12 protein-coding genes are annotated in these 22,060 nt (G+C 51.3%); 9 read left to right on the forward strand and 3 right to left on the reverse strand.

From position 1 onward, the window contains the following. The first annotated feature begins 72 nt into the window (after nt 1-72). Nucleotides 73-5,022, forward strand: coding sequence for a MucBP domain-containing protein (locus ACFQ0N_RS28610; protein WP_379332858.1), 4,950 nt, complete (start codon nt 73-75; stop codon nt 5,020-5,022). A gap of 443 nt (nt 5,023-5,465) precedes the next feature. Here ACFQ0N_RS28610 and ACFQ0N_RS28615 read toward each other — a convergent pair whose 3' ends face one another. After that, nucleotides 5,466-6,608, reverse strand: coding sequence for a Fic family protein (locus ACFQ0N_RS28615; protein ID WP_379332860.1), 1,143 nt, complete (start codon nt 6,606-6,608; stop codon nt 5,466-5,468). A gap of 392 nt (nt 6,609-7,000) precedes the next feature. Between ACFQ0N_RS28615 and ACFQ0N_RS28620 the strand changes: the two genes are divergently transcribed. Further along, nucleotides 7,001-8,026 carry an alpha/beta hydrolase family protein gene (locus ACFQ0N_RS28620; RefSeq protein WP_379332862.1) on the forward strand — a complete coding sequence of 342 codons (1,026 nt, stop codon included), beginning with the start codon at nt 7,001-7,003 and terminating at the stop codon, nt 8,024-8,026. A gap of 77 nt (nt 8,027-8,103) precedes the next feature. On the opposite strand, the gene ACFQ0N_RS28625 is transcribed toward ACFQ0N_RS28620, so the two are convergent. Further along, the gene (locus ACFQ0N_RS28625; protein ID WP_379332864.1) at nt 8,104-10,368 is read right to left on the reverse strand and encodes an alpha-amylase family protein; all 2,265 of its coding nucleotides are present in this window, start codon (nt 10,366-10,368) and stop codon (nt 8,104-8,106) included. A 104-nt stretch (nt 10,369-10,472) separates the two neighbouring features. Next, nucleotides 10,473-11,378 (reverse strand): AraC family transcriptional regulator, encoded by a 906-nt coding sequence (locus tag ACFQ0N_RS28630; RefSeq protein ID WP_379332866.1) that lies wholly within the window; start codon nt 11,376-11,378, stop codon nt 10,473-10,475. A gap of 217 nt (nt 11,379-11,595) precedes the next feature. Here ACFQ0N_RS28630 and ACFQ0N_RS28635 point away from each other — a divergent pair, with 217 nt between their 5' ends. The 7 genes from ACFQ0N_RS28635 to ACFQ0N_RS28665 all read left to right on the forward strand — a co-directional run bounded on the left by ACFQ0N_RS28635 (nt 11,596) and on the right by ACFQ0N_RS28665 (nt 21,935). After that, nucleotides 11,596-13,287: an extracellular solute-binding protein gene (locus ACFQ0N_RS28635; RefSeq protein WP_379332868.1), complete on the forward strand. Its 1,692-nt coding sequence runs from the start codon at nt 11,596-11,598 to the stop codon at nt 13,285-13,287. Nucleotides 13,288-13,401: 114 nt separating this feature from the next. After that, complete coding sequence (locus tag ACFQ0N_RS28640) at nt 13,402-14,331, forward strand: ABC transporter permease (RefSeq protein ID WP_379332870.1); 930 nt, start codon at nt 13,402-13,404, stop codon at nt 14,329-14,331. 32 nt (nt 14,332-14,363) lie between these two features. Continuing rightward, nucleotides 14,364-15,242 carry a carbohydrate ABC transporter permease gene (locus ACFQ0N_RS28645; protein WP_379332872.1) on the forward strand — a complete coding sequence of 293 codons (879 nt, stop codon included), beginning with the start codon at nt 14,364-14,366 and terminating at the stop codon, nt 15,240-15,242. Between the two features lie 105 nt (nt 15,243-15,347). Beyond that, nucleotides 15,348-17,090, forward strand: a complete 1,743-nt coding sequence (locus ACFQ0N_RS28650; RefSeq protein WP_379332874.1) for a sensor histidine kinase — start codon at nt 15,348-15,350, stop codon at nt 17,088-17,090. 3 nt (nt 17,091-17,093) lie between these two features. Then, entirely contained in the window at nt 17,094-18,806 is a 1,713-nt protein-coding gene (locus tag ACFQ0N_RS28655; RefSeq protein WP_379332876.1) for a response regulator, read from the forward strand. 29 nt (nt 18,807-18,835) lie between these two features. Further along, nucleotides 18,836-20,848 carry a beta-galactosidase gene (locus ACFQ0N_RS28660; RefSeq protein WP_379332878.1) on the forward strand — a complete coding sequence of 671 codons (2,013 nt, stop codon included), beginning with the start codon at nt 18,836-18,838 and terminating at the stop codon, nt 20,846-20,848. Nucleotides 20,849-21,089: 241 nt separating this feature from the next. Further along, nucleotides 21,090-21,935 carry an AraC family transcriptional regulator gene (locus ACFQ0N_RS28665; protein WP_379332880.1) on the forward strand — a complete coding sequence of 282 codons (846 nt, stop codon included), beginning with the start codon at nt 21,090-21,092 and terminating at the stop codon, nt 21,933-21,935. Nucleotides 21,936-22,060: the final 125 nt, after the last annotated feature.

Raw genomic sequence — 22,060 nt, forward strand, 5'->3', positions numbered from 1 at the left:
AGGTGATCGCCTTTTGTAATGCAGCCCAAACCGATGTTGTTGGTATTCAGGAAAAGGAGTGATATCAAAGAAATGGGTGTTGGCAGAAAGTTATTAACCCTTTTGTTTGCTTTGGCACTGATTGTTAATGCTTGTTATCCTTTTCAACAAGCTTATGCGAACGGGGCCTCAGGCGGGGAGCTCGTTTGGCCCAATCCCGGCGCCATTAACCTGAACAAGCAAGCAGAGCCCACCGGTACACCGGGGGAATGGAAGATTAAGCTGACCGTAGAGGGCAAAAATCTGGAGACAACTTCTGATGTCGTGCTTGTCATCGATAAGTCGGGCAGCATGGACAGTAACAAAAGGATGTCCAATGCGAGGACGGCGGCAAACCGATTTGTCGATGAGCTTCTTATCCCTGATTCAAACACAAGAATAGCGGTTGTAACATTTAATGAAGGTGCTCAGGATGTTTCCGGTTTTAAAGGGGCCGCTGAAAAGGAAAAGCTGAAATCGTCCATTAACAATATTCGCGCATCAGGCGGTACGAATATTCAGGCAGGCCTTCATCGGGCCCGGGAACTGTTGGCCGAGAGTACAGCGCAAGCCAAGGCCATCGTGCTGTTAAGCGACGGCGAGCCGACATACAGTTATAAGGCTGGTGCTGCTACCAATTATGTGTGGCCAGATAAGAAATATAACTTTATTCTTTCCAAGTTCGACTACAGTAAGGTCATAGGGTCAGGGTCAGATTACGATCTAGATACGTGGTACGGGGATTGGGAGTATAAGGTAAATGGCTTCAAAGTCAAAACAAATGGCATAGCGACTTTGTCGGAAGCGCACAGTATTATGAACGATGACAAAGTCACCATATATTCCATTGGGCTGGAAGTCGGTAATAACAAAAATGCTACTTATGTGCTCAAGAACAGTCAGAATGGCGGTTATTATGCTTCAAGCAGTTCCGAACTGGAGGGAGTATTCGATCAGTTGACAGGACAGTTTGCCTATGCTGCCAGAAACCCGGTTATTATTGACCCGATGGGAGATATGTTCAACCTTGTTGATGGGACGTATGAAGCAAGCCAGGGTGAGGTGAAATGGGATCCGGCCACGGAGACGTTCCGCTGGGAAAGCGGCAATATTGAAGAAGGAAAGCCGGCGACGCTGACCTATACGGTTCGCATGGATATGGCGAAAAATCCGAACCCGGTTCAGTTGTATCCAACTAACGGTACAACAACCATCACTTACATCGATGCCAACGGTTCGGAGACGACCAAGGAATTCGTCGTTCCGGAGGTAAGCTACGGGAAAGGCTCGATCAATGTTAAAGGCTATAAAGTAAATAAGCAGGGCCAGCCGGTCAATAAAGATGGCGTTGTAGTAGAGCGTCCGGAGCTGGCACAGGAGATTTTCAGCGGTCATTTTGAAGAGAATGGAGAAAGAGCGCTGGAGTTAGACAAAACTTACTCGGTGGCGGCTCCGTCCATCAATGGGTACGTACTCAAGGTTGGTGACGATCCGACCCGTGTCAATCTTACTCGAACCAATCCAACGGCGACCGTTTGGTTCGGCTACATTTCGCAACAGGAGCTTATAGCGACCGTAAGCGGTTCGGCAACGGATGAATCAACCGACCTGCCACTTAAAGGCGTGAAAGTGACGCTGAAAAATAAAGACGGGAATAAGGTTGCCGATGCGACAACCGATGCCAATGGAGCCTATTCGTTTACTGAAGTGCCATATGGCAAGTATACGGTGGTATTCGATACCCCGGCAGGCTATCAAATCGTCACACCGTCCGGCGGCTCAAAAACGATCACGGTTGATGGCAATAAAGAAGTCGATGCGACATATGTACCTGCAGAGCAAAGCGTAACGGTGAAATATTTGGAGCGTGGAACGAAAAAGGAATTGTCAGCTCCAACTACGAAGAACGGCAAGTATGGTGAAACGGTAACGCTGGAAGCTGCGTCGGTAACCGGCTATACGGCAGAAAAAGCAACAGCGCCTTACACATTTACCGCCGCGGAAAACCAGGAATACATTTTCTACTACAAGGCAAATGATCAAAGCGTAACGGTGAAATATTTAGAACGGGGAACGGACAAAGAATTGTCAGTTCCAACCACGAAGAGCGGCAAGTATGGTGAAACCGTGACGCTAGAAGCTGCGTCGGTAACCGGCTATACGGCAGAAGAAGCAACAGCGCCATACACCTTTACCGCGGCGGAAAACCAGGAATACATTTTCTATTACACGGCAAACGATCAAAGCGTAACGGTGAAATATTTGGAGCGTGAAACGAATAATGTATTGTCGGCTCCTACCGTGAAAAGCGGCAAGTTCGGTGAAACCGTAACGTTGGAAGCAGTTGAAATAGCGGGATATACGGCAGAAAAATCAACAGGAACATACACCTTTACGGCGGGGGAAAATCAGGAATACATTTTCTACTACAAGGCAAATGATCAAAGCGTAACGGTGAAATATTTGGAGCGTGGAACGGACAAAGAATTGTCGCCTCCAACCGCGAAGAGCGGCAAGTATGGTGAAACGGTAACGCTGGAAGCAGCTAAGGTGGCAGGATACACAGCCGAGAATGCGACAGCGAGCTACAAATTTACCGCGGCGGAAAATCAGGAATACATCTTCTACTACTCGGCAAACAAGCAAGAGGTAACGGTGAAATACCTGGAACAGGGAACGGACAGAGAATTGTCTGCCCCGACCAAGCAAAGCGGTAATACTGGTGAAACGGTAACGCTGAAGGCTGTTTCAGTAGCAGGCTACACGCCAGTAGAGAGCGAAGCAAGCTACACGTTTACGGCAGCAGCTTCTCAGGAATATATCTTCTACTACACGGCAAACGAGCAAAATGTAACGGTGAAATACCTGGAACAAGGAACGAACAAAGAATTGTCAGCTCCGACCGGGAAAAGCGGTAAAACTGGTGAAACTGTCACGCTGAAGGCTGTGCCAGTAGCAGGTTACACGCCAGTAGAAGGCGAAGCGAGCTACACGTTTACGACAGAAGCTTCTCAGGAATACATCTTCTATTACACAGCAAGCGAGCAAAGCGTAACGGTGAAATACTTGGAACGGGGAACGGACAAAGAATTATCTGCCCCAGTCAAGCAAAACGGCAAGTATGGCACAACAGTAACGCTGGAAGCTGCGCCGGTAGCGGGCTATACGCCGGAAGTGAACGAAGCGAGCTATACGTTTACAACAGACGCTTCCCAGGAATACATCTTTTACTACACGGCAAACGAGCAAAATGTAACGGTGAAATACCTGGAACAAGGAACGAACAAAGAATTGTCAGCTCCGACCGGGAAAAGCGGTAAAACTGGTGAAACTGTCACGCTGAAGGCTGTGCCAGTAGCAGGCTACACGCCTACAGAGATTCAAGCGAACTACACGTTTACGGCAGCAGCTTCTCAGGAATACATCTTCTACTACACAGAAAATGAGCAAAGTAGTGTAAGCGTAGCGGTGAAATATCTGGAGCGTGGGACGGACAAAGAATTGTCGACTCCAACCGTGAAGAGCGGCAAGGTCGGTGAAACGGTAACGTTGGAAGCCGCGGCGGTAGCAGGGTACACGGCGGAAAACGCAACGGCGACTTATACGTTTACGGCTGAAGCTTCCCAGGAGTACATCTTCTACTACAAAGCAAATGAGCAAAGTAGTGTAAGTGTAACGGTGAAATATTTGGAGCGCGGAACGGATAAGGAATTGTCAGCTCCAACCGAAAAAAGCGGCAAGGTCGGCGAAACGGTAACGTTGGAAGCCGCGGCGGTAGCAGGGTACACGGCGGAAAACGCAACGGCGACTTATACGTTTACGGCTGATGCCTCTCAGGAGTACATCTTCTACTACAATGCAAATGAGCAAAGTAGTGCAAGTGTAACGGTGAAATATCTGGAGCGAGGCACGGACAAAGAATTGTCGCCTCCAACAGAAAAGAGCGGCAAGGTCGGTGAAAGCGTAAAGCTGGAAGCCGCGGTGGTAGCAGGTTATATGGCGGAGGAACTGACAGCAGTCTACACGTTAACTGCCAACGCCTCTCAGGAGTACATCTTCTACTACAAAGCAGTAAATCCTGAAGATCCAACAGTAGTGAAAAAAGTGGATAAACAAGAGTTGTCTTCGCTTGATGAAGAATTTACGTTCACCACAACCTACACCTTCGGAGAGCATATCGGGGACTGGTCTCAGGTTACTCTTCGTGATCAATTGGAGCCGGTATTGGTAGTGAAAAATGTCCAATTGACTGTAACAGGCGACGTCTACGGAGGCGGACATCATAGTGTAACGGACAGTGTTTATGGCACACCAAACGTTGATGGAAACACTGTCGAAGTGAAACTGCCAAAGCTGGACGGTTCATATCAATATTTATCCGGTAAACAGTATCAGCTTGTTATTACAGTCAAAATCGCTCCGAATGTTGAAAAATCCCTGTTGAGCAAGTACATTCAAAACGATAAAATTGTCATTCCGAATGTATCCCAGCTCATCTTGGACGAAAAGGTAATTGACTCTAATCGCGTTACCGTAACAACGAAGAAACCTACCGACCCAGTAGATCCCGGTGGTCCGGTAGATCCTGGCGGCCCGGTAGATCCTGGTGGTCCGGTGGATCCTGGTGGTCCAGTAGATCCCGGCGGTGGGCCGGTAAATCCTGGTGGTCCAGTTGACCCGGTAGATCCGGTTGACCAAGTTAACCCAGAACAGCCGGTTGATGTTGATACGGGAGAAGAGGAAACTGTCATCATCGACGATGAAGAAGTTCCGCAAGGTAACTTGCCAGATGACGGCGATATTGAGGATGGCGATAATGGTCAAGTACAAGTGCCAATGCCAAAAGAGCAGGTTTCTCCGGTTAGATTAGTAGGAGAATCTGCAAATGTAAAAACTCTTCCTCAAACAGGAGAAGCAAGCCCTGTTCCGTACTATTTGATTGGTCTTGGACTGGCGGGCGCAGGTCTTATCCTTCGTCTAAGATTTAAGAAGAAAGCGAACTAGTTTCGCCAAACTTTAAAAAGGGGCAGTCCCGCCTGACATTAAATGACGGGACGCCCCTTTTCTCAAACAAAAAAGAAACCGTTTCTGTTGTAAGGTGGAAGTTTCGACTCTCCATTTACAAAAGGAACGGTTTTTTTTGGATGAACGGGACGGATGTGACGGCCGCTATTTCAGAAAATTCGACCGATTTGAAAGTGTAACGGAACTGTACACCTCTATTTGATGATCATGAGCACGATTTCGCCAAAAACGTCCAATTAACATCGCTCACTTCCGTTTAGATTTTAAAAAGGAAGATAATTGGCGAAATAAGGTCTGTGGCTTCCGTAAGATGAAGCCGCTTAGCGGGTTACCCTCCTTCAAATTTCGGACCTGGGTATGTTATGCGTTTTGAGCACTATTCCCCAAGGGAACAATGCCCAAAATATTGAAATAGGCATGGCTCAATCCACGATACAAACGATATATTCTCCTCGACTATCCCCCGGTTTTATAACCCCCAAATCTTTAAGCTTTGAAATATTTTTTGCAATACTTGAGGGTGAGGCATCCAGGATATTATCAAACAGTTGTCTATGAAATATTTCTCCTTCTTCCATCCTGCTAATCAACTCGAACATTGTTTTGGCATGCCCTTTGCCCAATAGCTCACGAATGTGCTTTATCCGATCGTAACGTTGGAGTTCTTTGAGAACTTTGGTAAGAGATGCATTAACGCATTCAAGATAAAAAACAATGAAAGGTTTTAGGTTACCTTGGGTTGCGGCCATAAGTGTGTCATAATAATCCTCGATTCTTTTATCGAAAAATTCTTCAACACTAAATGCATCCTTGATTGTAGCAAGGTCGGAATGAATTAAGCCAACCAAGGTTGAGAATGCCCGAGCTGTTCTTCCATTACCGTCAGGAAACGGGTGGATATAGCCTATCAAATGATGGGTGACCCCGGAAATGATCAGAGGATGTACTCTCTTTTCAGGATTCACTTTTTCTGTATCATAGGGGTTCATAAATCCGGTGACACTGGTGTATAGCCAGGAAAAGTAGGCTTGCATGAGTCGTGGAACTTCATTAAATGCAGGGGGCTGATAACTAACATGTCCATCACCGTCTTGAAGTGCTACGGGTATATTTCTGTAGCCCTCCGGATAACCGGTTAGGTCGTTCATTAACGTGTGTTGAATTTTTTTTAATACAGGTTCATCCATGTCGGAAAAATCTTTGTTTGGAGCTAAGCTGTAAATAAACTCATAGGTTTCAAAGACGTTTTTAACTTCCAATTGTGCCTTTTGTTTAATTGTAAGTGGGTTTCTCTTGTAATTTTGATAGAGTTGCTCTACCTCCTTAAGCTCCAGTTTATTTTGTTCAATTTTAGTTGTGAAATGAGCTGTTTTAACTAGAGAGTTACGCAGGATTGTTGGTTTTAATGGATGGCTTTTTAATCCAAGTCTTGCTAATGCACCTATATTTCTCTCTGCCTCTAGGATAAGTTGTAGAATTTCATAGTCATAGGGATTGAGATTGGGTTTATAGACCAACCGTCCTTCCGTAGTATCAAAGTGCTCATAAGCAAACATGTAAGTCATGAAATACACCACCTTTTTACACTTAAAAATCCAATTATATCAATGCTTTTTGCATATTTAAAGTATATTCAATTACACTTATTATGTACATCTTTTTTTACTCTTAAACTCCTCCAAACATTCGTGTGTGCTGGGCCCATGATTGAGAAGCTCGATCGGATTAAAACAAAATATGGTCTGGTGAAAGGAACGGACTAGTGGAGTGGCCGCCAGCCTGATTGAGAAGATCATAAATGTTGAAATTATTCGTTTGCTTTGTTCGCGGAGATTAGAGATGATAGAAGCGAATACGTCTTTTTATTTTTCTTGAAGTGTGTGTTCAAAAAGTCGGGTTTTCAGCACAGGGAAGGCCCAAGAGAACCTGAAGAAGCTAAGAAAGGACGGGGAATAAGATGCGGCATCCGGATCATTATTTGCAAGCCATGTACGACAGTGTCATACCCAAATATCGCTTTGGGGCGCAGGACGAGGCGGAGTGGGAGAGTTGGCAGAAAGCGTTGAGAACGCAGCTGATCGACGATCTGGGCGGGTTTCCGGAAATACCGGCCGAGCTGGGCGCGGTCGTTCTGGAAGAAGAGCGATGCGACGGCTACATCCGGCAAAGTGTCGAGTTCACCACGTTTCCGGGATTGAGAATGCCGGCGTATGTGCTTATCCCTGAAGAGGGCAGTTCCGAGGGGGGCTTCCCCGCTATTGTAGCCTGTCACGGTCACGGCTATGGCAGCAAGGAGATCGTCGGGCTGGACCCCGACGGGAACAAGATCGAAGGCGATCCCGGCTACCAGAAGCAGTTCGCTGTGGAGCTTGTAAAGCGCGGATTTCTAGTCGTGGCACCGGAGCTGCTCGGCTTCGGAGAACGCAAAATGAAAGCGGAGTACGACAGGGGAGAATATAGCTCATGCCACTCTATATCGACTTTTTTATTGCAAATGGGCCATACAATGTCAGGGCATCGGGTATACGAAGCGCTTCGTACCGTTGACTACTTGCAAGCCAGACCGGATGTTGATGCACAGCGCATTGGCATGATGGGCATCTCCGGCGGCGGGCTCGTCGTTTCCTTCTCAGCCGCGCTCGATGACCGTATTAAAGCTACGGTAGTCAGCGGTTATATCAGCACCTTTAAAGAGAGCATCTTGTCCATTCATCATTGTGTCGATAACTATATTCCCGGATTAAGCCGGCACGCCGAGCTCCCGGATATTATCAGCCTGATCGCGCCGCGGCCGCTGCTTGCCGAGATTGGATCGGAAGATCGAATTTTCCCGAAGACGTCGGCAGCGGGCGCACTTGACCGCGTTCGGGAAGCGTACCGGCTGCTGGGTGAGGAGCAGGCGGTTGATGCCGACAGTTTTGCCGGCAATCATGAGATCAGCGGGGCCAAAGCTTACGATTGGCTGGTGAAATGGCTCCGTTAAATTAAGCAATGAAACGGATTTAAAGCATGCAAAGAACCACTATCCGGCATCACATGCCGGAAGGTGGTTCTTCGTGTTTACTCCACGATAAATCCCGCTATCCGCTCCAGCTCTTCCTCGTGTATTTCGAGCCGAAGTCCGGGCAGGTCTTCGCATGTCCATGTATGAAGCGGCTTCAATGCACCCTCGACAACACCGTATGAGGTTACGGCTGCAAAATTGCGCTTCAGCAATAATACGCCGGGCCGGAATGGAATGCAGGCCAATTTACGGGAGCTTCGAACATCGCAATGATCTTGGGCAATCAATGCCCAGTCCCCTGTAAAACGGATATATTCCGCTTGCTCATAACGTTTGCCGTTGGAGCTGCCGTAGTTGCCGTAACTGCTGAAGCTGCTGAATGCATCCAAGCTGCCAGAGCTGTCACATCCAGCTTGTTCACGCTCATACCCGGTCCAAGGCTTTGTCCGCTGCTCCGGAATGCCGCGAAGCGCAAATGCTGTGACAATATCTTGGCCGTTCGCGGTTTCTATTCTGCCCCATGAGACAATATTCGGCTCTGCGCCAAGCCCGCCCAGTTCGGCCTCCAGCCAGAGCGGCTTCCAGCCGCAGCTGCGGCGGCGCCATGCTTGCAAAGCATGCCAACGGTTCAGCAAAAACGGATTGATCCGCTTGCCTTGAGAGTCGAATTCGCCTAGTGTCAACCCGTTCGCTCCAACGACGGCGGTGTCCAGCAAAATGGAAGAGAATGCACCCCAGTAATACCCGGTCGATGTATTGATGGCCATACCGTGAGCGGCTGCCAATGATGTCCACAGGCAGCGCTGGTTGTGGCCGGATCTCTCATAAGCGGCGCTATCCCCGGCATCGCCCAAATCATCGATATTGATCATATCGGTCACATCGTGCAAGAGGGGATGGATGCCATAGTAGATGATCGTAATACTGGGATCCTCCTCTTTGGCTGCCTCCACAATCAGGCGCAGCAGCTCATAGGCGAGCCGTTCTCCTCGAAAGGCCGTATTTCGCGGCACGCACGCATCCGGACCGGGGAAACCGTAGCCGAAATCCAGCTTCAGCGCTGCCGGCTTCCAGGTTCGGATCAGCCGCTTGGTGCGCTGTGTAATAAATGCCCGCGTATTCGGGGAGCTGGGATCAAGGCAGTAGTGATAGCCGCTTCCGGCCAGCGGATTGCCTGACCAGCGCCATTGGCGCGGCACACCGTTCACCCCGCAGAGCAAGTCCTCATCCGTGAGGCCCGAGAGCTCCGGCTGATCGATCCAGCCTATGGACTGCCAGAAGGCGACCTCATAGCCGCTGTCCCGCATGCGTTGCAGATCGCCTTCAAAATCGGGGAACAGCTCCAGATTTGGTTCCGCGCTGCCGTTATATGTCTCCCAATGATCATCCAGAATGATCATATCGGCCGGCGTTTCGGCGGCAACACGTTCAGTAAACCGTTGCAAATCAAAGCGGCCCTCCTTGAAATCCCCCCAAGTGCACAGGAACGAGCGCTGATGCCGTTCGTCCTTTGGCGTAAATGGCCCGAACGTCCGGTACAGACTGCTTAGAGCCTCGTAGCCGGAATCCCCCCAGCTTATCCGCAGAGGTTCATTCCATACGCGGCGCAGACCCGGGGGCGCCCCCCACAGATCTTCGCGGTACAGATAATAAAGGCAGCACGTAGTGGCTTGCAGCTGCAGCGCAAGCGCGCCGTCAGGCACTTCACCTGGGCCGAAGGCAGCCCATCCGCTATGTCCGCCCATGGCCGCCGCATAGATGGGGCGGGGGAAGGCGGCTGCATAGGGGGTTCCCATCGCATCGCCGAAGCTGCCGAGCGGCAGTCTGGCGTCTCCCATATCCCAGGAGCGAAAAAACGAACTGGTAGGATTTGAGCCGGCAGCAGGGACGCAATAGCCGTCCGCCGACCAATCCGGCCAGAAGCTCTTGTCGGTCCGCGGAGCGCGCGACAATTCCAGCGGAGTCATTAATCGCGTGCCGAAATAAAGGGCGACAACAGCGGTCTCCTTGTCCCAATCCACCTGCAGGCGGGATAGCCGCAGCTTGCATTCCGCAGCTTCACATTCCATTGTACCTGTGCCATAGCCGTCTAGCGCGAATTTGATCGTAAAGCCTCCTTCTTCGTTAGATTCAAGTGCCCATGCCCGTGCTTTCACATAGATGTGACTATCCCGGGCTGCAAGCTCCCACGCCGGAAGCAATCCGCCCTTCCAGATTACCCTTCCTGACTTCAGGTCCGTCAGAATGGCCTCGTCATCCGCTATATTCCAATTCAGCCTTTTGTTCTCATTGCCGACAGCCAGCAAAAGTGGACGGCTCATTAGATGAAACCCCTTTCCATAATGAGATCAAATATTCTGTCACCCATTATAGTGCCGGGCCGCTTCATTGTATTTAGGCGCGATGGTGAAAATGGTGTCCAAAATTACGATTTTCTGCTGCGCTGCCCTTTGCCGGGCCAATCGATCTCATAATCTGCGCGGCAAACGGAGGAGCAAAATGCCGACAGACTCATTCCCGTCTTCTTTTTAAACAGCTTGCCGAAAGTGTGAACATCATGGTATCCGACACGTTCAGCAATTTCACCGAAGGAGAGCGGCGTTTGCAGCGCCAGTTCCTTTGCTTTGCGAATGCGTACCCAAATCAGGAATTGGGCGGGAGTGACGCCGAAGGCGCGATTGAAGCTTGTGATCAGGTAGTTCCAGCTCAGCCCCGACAGCCGTTCCAGCTCGGCCGAATCCAGCGCCCGCTCGGGGTGGTCGGCAATATGATTTTTTACCTGCACCAGCTTGGAAACGTTCGGGCGCAGATTGCCTTGCCTTAGATGCTGCTGCCTGCCTTCCGCGCAGGTATGGGAAAGGATCTGCAGCAGTAGGCCTTGGCAGGCTAGTCCGTGATGCAGACCGGGCTGTCCGTATTTGGCAGTCAGCTCAGAGAAATGGGCCTCGACAGGATGGCCGCTATAGTTGCCCAGCAAATGCTCCTGCCGCATGAGCCGATCAAATGGGAACGGGGACCCCGACCAGTGAAAGACAATGGTTATCGACAGGAAATCACGTCCGGGAACAGTGCCCAGTCCATGCCGTTCACCCGGGCCGTAGAAGAACACATCGCCTTTCTCCACGAGGGTGGATGAGCCGTTGATTGTGAATTCACCGGCGCCGTCCAATACATAATTTATGGCATACTGCTCTAAAACTCTGCCGGAAAAGCCCCAACCGGATGGAGCGTTGAAAATATGGGCCAGTGTAATGTACGGCGGAAAATGGTAATCGTCCAGCCTATCCAGCGTATCCTCAGGACGCAGTGCGGCAAGATCCGGTTCCAGCATAGCGGGTTCGCCTTCTTTCCATTATTGTGAAAAGTAGAAACTGTTCTTTCGGTATCATTATACCGCAACCGGTACTGGAAATTTGGAATTCGATAACAAAAGACTATGAATGTTAAGCGGTTACAATTTACCCGTTACAGGGATAAATCTTATACTTAATTCAGACCAAGCGGTAGGGCCTGACGAGGTATTTCATCAATACTGAGGGGGAAAGGCAATGAGTAAAAAGGGACGTAAACGCTTTGCAGTTCTGATAACGCTGACGCTTGCCGCGGCGATGACAGCCGGCTGTGGCGGAGGAAACAACGGCAGCGGCAGCGCCGGCAACGATGGAGGCAATAACGGCGGCAACGGGGCTAAAGGACTGCCAATGGTAGATGGGAAGTATTCGCCAGAGGTAACTTTTACGACTGTAAAGGCTTTTGACGACTCCATGAAATTCAAGAACGGCGAAACGATTGACAACAACGTGTTTTCGAGATGGGCAAAAGACAGGCTCGGCATCAATATCAAATATTTATGGACCACGCCGAAGGCCAATGATGCTTATAAAACAAAGCTGATGCTGTCGCTGACGGCAAACGAGCCGATGCCTGACATTCTCGAAGTGCCGAACTATCTCGCGCCAGACATGATTGACTCCGGTAAATTCCAGCCGGTCGGCGAGCTGTTTGAGAAATACGCTTCAGAAAATTACAAGAAAGCGATGGCTGAGGTGCCGAATGCATGGCTGCCTTATGTACGGGATGGTAAGAAGTACGGCATTCCCGGCATCGATTACATTATGCAGCATGACGATGCGCTCTGGATTCGCCAGGACTGGCTCGACAAGCTGAACTTGAAGGCTCCGACCAATATCGAGGAGCTTGAGAAGGTCATGGATGCATTCGTCAACGGCGACCCTGACGGCAACGGCAAGAAGGACACCTACGGCATGGCGCTGACGCTGAAATCGGACTACAACGCCTGGATCGGCGGCGGACCGCTGTTCGGCGCGTTTGGAGCTATCCCTCAGGCTTGGCAGAAGGATGAGAAGGGCGAGATCGTGTACGGCTCCGTTCGGCCTGAAATCAAGCAAACGTTGGGGAAATTCAAAGAATGGATCGAGAAGGGCTACTTCCACAAAGAAGTGGCGCTGCAGGATGAGATGAAGGCTTCAGAACTGTTCACTTCCGGCAAAGCAGGCATGGCCATGGGGCCGACCTGGCTGTACGAATGGCCGCTGCAGGATGTGGTTAAAAATGTTCCAGGCGCCGTCGTCAAGCCTTACCCGCTGCCGGTCGGACCCGAGGGCAAGCTGATGCAGCGAAGCGAAGGGACCCATAACCTGGTGACCCTGATTAATAAAGATATGAAAAATCCTGAAATCTTCTTCACCCTGCAAAATTACTTGTATGACCATTTCAACGATCCTAAGGCGGGTGACGAGTTCGAATATGGCTTTGCCCAAGACTACGATTATACGATCATCGACGGCAAGCCGGTATATGCACAAGACAAAATTCCCGGCGGTTTCGCAGATCCGCAAAAGTATTTCCCGACCATCCCGCCGCGTACTCCGTCGGCTTTCGTTCAAACGCTGGCTGATCTGTACAAAGGCAAGGAGGCGGTCACGCCGTATGAGAAGAGGCTGAGCGCCGGCTCCAAAATTCAGATGGAGGCCGCGTCCATCGTCCTTTCTCAGCATGAGCATACGATTGATGATCTGTTCACTGGGCAGCCGACGCCGACGATGAAGGACAAGTGGCAAAACCTGACCAAAATGGAGCAGACGACCTTTACGAAAATAATGTACGGCGATGCCGGCCCGGAAGCGTTCGACCAGTTCGTCAATAACTGGTACGCAGCTGGCGGCGAGCAGATTACGAAGGAAGTGCGCGACTGGTACAAAGCGGCAAGCGGCGGGTAAAACGCTTATGAAAGCACAGGTTGCCCATTGATTGTCAACCGCAATTGGAAGCTGGGGCGTCCGCCAAGGGCGCCTGCGGCTGGTTTTATCCACACCCGGAAAGGAGAGGGGACAATGTCCAAATCGTCGCCATCCCTGCAGCGCCCTTCGTGGAACTGGAAGCGCAACTGGCAGCTTCACCTCATGCTGGTTCCCGCGGTGCTGCTCATTTTGCTGTTTGCTTACTTGCCCATGGGCGGTCTGGTCATGGCCTTCCAGAACTACAAGCCGTGGCTCGGGTTTACGACATCCGACTGGGTGGGACTGGACAATTTCCGCAAGCTGTTCGATCAGCCGGACAGCCTGCAGATTATTTGGAACACGCTGGTTATCGCGGTCCTGAAAATTGTCGCAGGGCTGGTTGTCCCGTTCGTCTTTGCCCTGCTGCTGAATGAAGTCAGGCGGACAGTCTTCAAGCGGACCATTCAGACCATTGTTTATTTGCCGCATTTTCTGTCCTGGGTTATCCTTGGCGGCATTCTGATCGACATGCTGTCCGTTGAAGGGGGCATGGTCAACCGGGCGCTGCAGACGATCTTCGGCATAAAGCCGATCTTTTTTCTCGGCGATGGCGACTGGTTTCGAGCGACAGTAGTCATCAGCCATGTATGGAAGGAATTCGGCTTCAGCACGATTGTCTTTCTCGCGGCATTGTCCGGCATTAACCCGGCCTTGTATGAGGCTGGCGTTGTGGATGGCGCAAACCGCTGGAAGCAGACGCTCTACATTACGATACCTGCTCTTATGCCAATTACAATCGTGCTGGCGACACTGTCGCTGGGCAACATACTCAATGCCGGGTTTGACCAGATTTTCAACCTGTACAATACGATGGTCTACGATAAAGGCGACATTATTGATACCTTTGTTTACCGGACCGCGATGGTGCAGGGGGAAATGGGCTTTGGCACCGCAGTAGGGATGTTCAAGTCGCTGATCGGGATGGTGCTGATCATTATTTCGTACCGGCTGGCTTATGTTTGGGGCAACTATCGTATTTTCTAGAATTACGCCCCTTAAGAAAGGAGCGCCCGTCAATGGTTTACAAAACAACCGGCTATCGTATTTTTACGGTGTTGAATACGGTATTTCTGGCGTTGACCGCGCTGCTGTGTCTGCTGCCCATGGTGCATATACTGGCAGTGGCATTCAGCGGCAAGGCAGCGGCCAGCGCCAATTTGGTCAATTTCTGGCCGATTGATTTCACTTGGGATGCTTTCCAGGAAACGTTCACTAACCGTAACTTTGTGAATGCGCTTGGCATTTCGGTATACCGTACAGTGCTCGGAACGGGGCTGTTTCTAGTCGTTCTGCTGCTGACGGGCTATCCGTTATCGAAGGAGGCCAGAATGTTCCGGGGCCGGAACGTATATGTATGGTTTTTCGTCTTTACGATGCTGTTCAGCGGAGGCATTGTGCCAAGCTATATTTTGATTATGAAGCTGGGTCTAAGCAACACGATCTGGGCACTGGTTCTGCCGGGCGCCGTCGAAGTCTTCTCCGTCATTCTGATGCTTAATTTCTTTCGCGGAATTCCGAAGGAGCTGGAGGAGTCGGCGCTGATTGACGGAGCCAGCCATGCAGTAACGATGATCCGTGTCTACTTGCCGCTATCGCTGCCTGCTGTCGCAACACTTGCCTTGTTTACGATGGTCGGGCATTGGAATTCATGGTTTGACGGGATGATCTATAACACGAGGGCGGAGTTTTATCCGCTTGCAACATTGCTCCAGACGATTATCGTACAGCAGGACTTCTCCAAAATTACAGCCGACCCTGCCACGCTGGCGAATATTTCGAGCCGGACCGTAAAGGCGGCGCAAATCTTTATCGGAGCACTCCCGATCCTGGCCGTTTATCCGTTCTTGCAAAAATATTTTGTCAAAGGGATTGTTATGGGGGCGGTCAAGGAGTAAGGGAGAATCTGTGCAGACGGCATACCCTGGATGATTATGGAAAGCGGCGAAGAAAAACAGTATAATCGAATCAATTCCATAACCGTTTGACGGGGAGCGTTTGCTATGAAAGAAACCCGGCTGACTATTTTTCATAAAATTGTACTCTGCATCTTGCTGCTGCTTGTGCCGATCGTCCTGCTGTACGGTTATTCCAACTATGTCTCAGAATCGGTTGTCCGTCAGGAAATCGCCAATTCGCTTGTGAGCCGTCTGACTTATCTCCAGAATCGTCTGAACACGCAAATCGTCCATATGTCTAAAAGTGCCATTCAGCTTAGCGGCGATCCATCGCTTACTTCGGTCAACTCGCTGGAGAGCTTCAAATCCTTCTTTGACATTATCGAATTCAAGAGTGAACTGCAGGGACGTATTTCTGTGCAGAGCAACACGTTGGAATGGCCGGCCGATATTTCGATTTATTTTCCGCCAACCAGACAGGTCATTACGCCCGGACCGGAGTTAGAGTACGATGACGATTATTTGCGCAGCCGGGTCAGTAACAGATGGAAGGCGCGGCCGAAACCGGAAGGAAAGGGACAGGGATACGATTTCTACTATTACGCGATCAATCCCTTCTCCGCCTCTTCCATTCCGCTGCAAGCCTCCAATATTGTAGAAATCCGTTTTTCAGATGCCAGCCTGGTGCGCATGCTTGACGAATACAAGGAAGCCGGTACGAGCGACCCGTTCCTGTATGATGGCACAGGCGGCATGATTGCCAACAGCACAGTCGACATGCCGCTGGCGCTTAAAGTCAAAGCCGCGCTCGCGGGACGTCCGGGGACGGCCCAAAACTCGTTTCATACTGAAATCGATGGTCATACTTATTTGGTCAATAGTATCAATACACCTGTGCTTGGCTGGACGTTAGTCGATTATGTACCGATGGAGCAGGTGCTGCTTCCGATCAAGAAAAGCAACACCATGTTCTACGTTTCCACAGCCCTGCTGCTGATCATGAGTGTAGTCGCGGCTTTTCTGCTTTACCGGAATGTGCAGATTCCGATCAAGCATTTGCTGCGCAATCTGCAGCGGATCAAGCGGGGAGATTTCTCGGCCCGCATTACGCTCCGCGCGGGAAGCGAGTTTCAATTCGTCTTTCAGCGGTTCAACGAAATGTCGGAGCAGATGAAGGATTTGATTGAAAATGTATACCGGGCGCAGCTGACCGCCCGCGATGCCCAGCTCAAGCAGATGCAATCGCAAATTAATCCCCATTTTTTGTACAACTGTCTCTACTTTATCGTCAATATGGTCCGTCTTGGCAATAATGAAGCGGCTGAGAGGATGGCCGTTAATCTGGGTGACTATTTCAAATATACGACCCGGCTGGAAAAGCAGGACGCTACATTACGCGAGGAGCTCGAGCTGATCCACAGTTATCTGGAAATCCAAAATTTGCGTATGAGCCGCATCCGTTATGAGATTGACATCCCGGCGGATATGCTGGAGCTTGCGCTCCCCCGTTTGCTGCTGCAGCCGTTGGTGGAGAATGCCGTTATTCATGGGCTCGAGCCCAAGCTTGGGGGCGGTGTCATTGTCATTTCCGGCAGCCGCACGGAGCAGCAGGCGCGCATCGTTGTGGAGGATAGCGGTATAGGCATGACCGGGGAGTGGCTGAAAGAATGGGAGCGGAGCCTTTCCGAGCCTGTTGTCGATAGTAATAGCGGCTATGGCGTCTGGAATGTCAATCAGCGGCTGCAGCTGAAGTTTGGCTCCGGCTCCGGCATATCCTGCGAACATGCGGAGTCGGGAGGACTGCGCGTCATTTTGAACTGGAATATTCCGGGCGACAAGGAGGAATGAGCTTTGTTTCAGCTGCTTATTGTAGACGATGAAAGATCCGTACTGGACGGGCTTGCGCTGACCATTCCCTGGCATGAACTGGATGTGGAGCAGGTGTACCGGGCGGAGAACGGACTGGAGGCGCTGGAACTGCTAAAGCTCCATCCCATCGATATTGTCATGACCGATATCCGGATGCCGGGCATGAGCGGTCTGGAGCTGATTCAGAAGATTCGCAGCCAATGGACCGGCATTCGGACCGTCATTCTGTCCGGGCATGGAGAGTTTCAATATGCTCAGGAGGCGCTCCGTGCGGAGGTGGAGGATTTCCTGCTCAAGCCTGTGCGAGCCGCGGATGTCATGGCAACAATTCGGCAGGTGCAGGAGAAGCTGCGTCTGGAATGGGACAGTGTCACCTCGGCGCAGCAGATGGAGGCGGCGCTGCGTGAACATCTGCCGATGCTGCGCAGCAATACGCTCGGCGATCTGCTCGTTGGCCGCCTGGGGGGAACAGAGCGGCTGACGGACAGACTGCAGCAGCTGGACATTCCCTTCGCAGATGGGGACGAATGCTTCCTGATGCTGATCCGCATCGAGGAAGGGTTCGCGGCTTACGACCGGGGGAGCCTGAGTCTGTTCGAATTTGCGATCGGCAATATGACGGCGGAAATATTCGGCAAGCATTTCTATACGTGGAGCGTTACCGACCCCGGCGGCTGCCTTGTAGTGGCATTAAAGCCGAAGATTTCGGCTGTGGCTTCCGCTCCGCCCCCGGCAGAATGGCCTGAAGCCGGCGGTGCCTCCGCTCCGGCAGGTCAGCAAGCTGCGGGACCGGCGATCGAGCCGTCAGTTGAAGAAACGCCGGCCGTCGAACGGCTCGCCGAACAGCTGCAGAAGAGCGTACTGACCTATTTAAAGGGCCATGTCTCTATTGTCGTTAGCGGTCCGGGACGTTTTCCGGGAGCGGTGCGGGAGCTGTACGAGACCGGGCAGGCGTGGATGCGCCAGCGGGTCGGGAGCGACAGCGGCATTTTATTTACCTGCGGCGGCGGGGCGGAGGCCGAGCGCGAGCACAGGGAGACAGCCTCGCTGGATCATTTGTATCGGACGCCCAATCTCATGCAACTGCTTGAGGCCGGGAAGTGGGATGACGCGGAGGAGAAGCTGGCGCAGATTATCGGGGAGCTGCGTTCCAGGTTTGCCGATTCCCGCGAGCACTGGAACGAGGTCTACCATAGTTTGTATGCTTCGTATATGTATGTCGCCCATAAGAACGGCCGGCTGTTGTCCAGGCTGCTGATTCGCAATCCGGAGCTGGCCGATGCTGATCAGGGAAAGCTGCGTTCTACCCGGCAGCTTGAAGAATGGGCCTGCGGAGTTCTGCGTTTGCTGCGGGCAGATATGGAAAAGCGGATTCGCAGTGTGCGGGCTTCTGTGGTCGAGCAGGTGCAGCGCTATATTCTTGAACATCTGTCTGAGGATGTTTCGCTGCAGACGCTGGCTGACCACGTTCACCTGCATCCTGTCTACCTGTCCAAAATCTATAAGCTGGAGACAGACGAGACGCTTACTGAATATTTGCACCGTATGCGCATGGATCAGGCCGCGGCCATGCTGAAGCAAAGCAATGAGCGCGTCTACAAAATTGCGGAACGGATCGGATTTGAGAACACCTATTTTACGAAGGTGTTTAAGAAACATTTTGGCCTGACGCCGCAGGAGTATAGAGAACGGTAATCTATTAAAAGGGGAAAGGGGAGAGAGCGATGTATTTTGGCGCTTGTTATTATCCGGAACATTGGCCTGAGGAACGATGGGAGCGTGATGCAGAATTGATGCTGAAGGCCGGCTTCAACACGCTGCGAATCGGTGAATTTGCCTGGACGCGGCTGGAGCGGTATGAAGGACAGTTTACATTCGACTGGCTTGATAGATGTCTCCGTGTTTTTGGCGAGGCTGGCATCAAAGTTATTCTGGGCACCCCTACGGCAGGACCGCCGAAATGGCTGATGGACCGCCACCCCGATCTGTACAAAAGGGATGCGTTGGGACATGTTCGCGGTTTCGGTACACGCATGCATTACTGTTTCAACAATGATGTTTACCTCAGCTATGTACGCCGGATCGTCGGGGCGATGGCTGAGCATTACAAGAACAATCCGTCAGTCGTCGGCTGGCAAATTGACAATGAGTTCGGATGTGCGGACACGACCTGGTGCTATTGCGACCGCTGCCAGTCGGCCTTTCGCTCATGGCTCGAACGCAAATATGGCGATATTGACGCCTTGAATGAAGCGTGGGGCACGGTTGTCTGGAACCAGACCTACAACAGCTTCGATGAAGTGCCGCTGCCCCGGCTGACAACCTATGATTTGCACAATCCGGGACTTCAGCTCGACTTCCGCCGCTTCTCCTCGGATGCGATTGTCCGCTTCCAGTCGGTACAGGCGGAACTGCTGCGAAGGGCTGCTCCGCACCAGCCGGTTACGCACAATATGATGGGGCCTTTTGGCGAAATTGATTATTACAAGCTGTCCGGGGAACTGGATATCGCCGGGCTGGACGTCTATCCGAACTTTCCGAACGGTGAGCGAATAAATCCGTATACTCCGGCACTTCATCATGATATCACGCGCGGCCTGAAGAACGGGAGCGGCTACTGGATTCTTGAGCATCAGAGCGGCACGCCTGGCGGGAATGTGATGAAGACGACACCGGAGCCGGGTGAATTGAGAAGGTGGACGTATCAGTCGATCGCTCACGGTGCGGATGCGCTGCTCTATTTCCGCTGGAGGACGGCATTGTTCGGAGGAGAGCAGTTCTGGCACGGTATCTTGCAGCACAGCGGGGTACCAGGCAGAAAATATGACGAGGTCAAGCAGGTCGGCGAGGAACTGAGGAAGCTCGCTCCGCTGCTGGCAGGCAGTGTAGTCCGCAATAAAGCGGCAATTGTTCGCTGCTACGAGAACGAGTGGGTGTTCGATATTCAGCCGCAATCGCCGGGCTACAGCTACATGGCGGGGGTTAAGCGGTACCACCGTTATTTTCAGCGGAGTCAGGCAGGGGTTGATATCATCTCGCCGGATGCGGATTTCTCGCCTTACCAGCTCGTCATTCTGCCTAATCTGATGATGGCTGATGAAGCGATGGCCGAGAAGCTGCGCGTCTATGCAGAAAATGGCGGCACCGCCGTGCTTGATTTCCGCGCCGGAGCCAAATCTGCAGACAACCGGATGTATGCCGATGTGCTGCCAGGTCCTTTCAAGGCCCTGCTCGGCATTGAAATTGACGATTACGGCATTATTGAGGCGGACGGAGAACGGCAGCGGCAGCTTGCTTTTGCCGGGGAAGAGCGGACGTATGAAGCGGAAGTCTGGTACGATGTCATTCACAGGCTGGGCGACGATGTCGAGGTGATAGCCGAATTCACCTCGGGCTATATCAACGGAGCGCCGGCTGTTACGAGGCGGCGAGTTGGCGCCGGCAATGCTTATTATATCGCGACCGCACCTGATGATGCGGCTTTGGAGCGGCTGCTGGACGGCATTGTTTGCAAAAGCGATGCCAGACCGGAGTGGGTTTCTGGCCATCCGGACGTGGAGTCAGCGGCACGCCGGAAAGGAGAACGCTGCATCTTATTTGCCATTAACCACGCGGATAAGGAAATAGAGCTTGAGCTTCCGGCGGGCAGCCGAGACCTGCTCTCCGGCGCGGTGCTGGACCGGCAAGCGGCGCTTGAGCCTAATGGCGTGCTTATTTTTGAGCCAGGCAAGGACTAGCCGCCGCTGCAGGCTAAAGGGAATGGGACTTTACATCATTCCGGATAACTGATCAGACGTTTGAACGAATAAGGTTGAGCAAGGGACGAATGAGCCCAGGCTCAGCCTTTTGTCGATGTAAGAAGATGATAGAGGGGCTGCCCATAAGGAAGCCCGTTAAAAATTGAGGGAGGTCAACACACTTGTAAGAAACATGCTATAATCACATATTAATTACTGGGTAGAAGGCGGTGGAGCGATAATGAGACGCGACTATAACTTGAGTAAGGACTTTCCGATTCATATAACGCGGTGGGTTCCGCTTACGGTGTTGGAGCCTTTTCATTGGCATAATGCGTTTGAAGTCGGTTATTGTTTTGAGGGAAAGGGGCAATTTTATTTTGAAGAGAAGCGCTATGAGGTGCGTGCTGGCGATGTGTTCGTGGTCAGTCACATGGAAAAGCATCGTGCGCAGTCGGATGCCGCTATGCCGAGCACATTTTATTTTGTTAAGTTTGACGGATCATTGATGCGAGGCACGGAGAATGAGCTGCTGACACCGTTCATTATGAAGTCGAAACATTTTGTGAATCGAATAGCTGGGGATGCACAGATCGCGCCGCAAATTGGACATTTGATGCACGAAATTTGGAAAGAAATGCAGGAGCAAAATCGCGCTTATAAAAGCATGGTGCGCGGGCTGCTGATTCAGGTGTGTACGTTGCTATTTCGGTATTTTTCCAAGGAGATGTCGACGGCGGAATGGAGCCGCTCTTTGCAGGCCTACAACAAACTGCAGCCGGCGCTCAGACTGATTCATGAGCGGTTCAGCGAGGATATTCGACTGGAACATATTGCGGAGTGCCTCGCGCTAAGCCCTTCGCGCAGTTATCACTTATTTAAAGAAACGATTGGCGAGGGATTTAAGGAATATTTGACGAAAATCCGCATTCAGGAATCGAAAAAAAGATTGCGGGATCCGAACGCTTCGATCACCGAGGTCTATTTGTCATGCGGCTTTCAAAGCCAATCCGCGTTTTACCGGGCATTTAAGTTAGTGGAGGGAATGACTCCCAAGGAGTACAGCCACTATATCATCATGTCATAGGAAATAGCTGTTTTTAGGAATTGTTGAAAGGAATATTGGAGGAATGGTCAGCGGCAATCTATTATACTTTTAAATAAATGAAAACGCTGTACAGCTGCGAAGAAAGCGATTGCATATTTATATTA

Origin of the sequence: Paenibacillus sp. GCM10027626 (genome assembly GCF_042676285.1) — a bacterium.
In the GTDB taxonomy this organism is placed as follows: Bacteria; Bacillota; Bacilli; order Paenibacillales; family Paenibacillaceae; genus Paenibacillus_Z.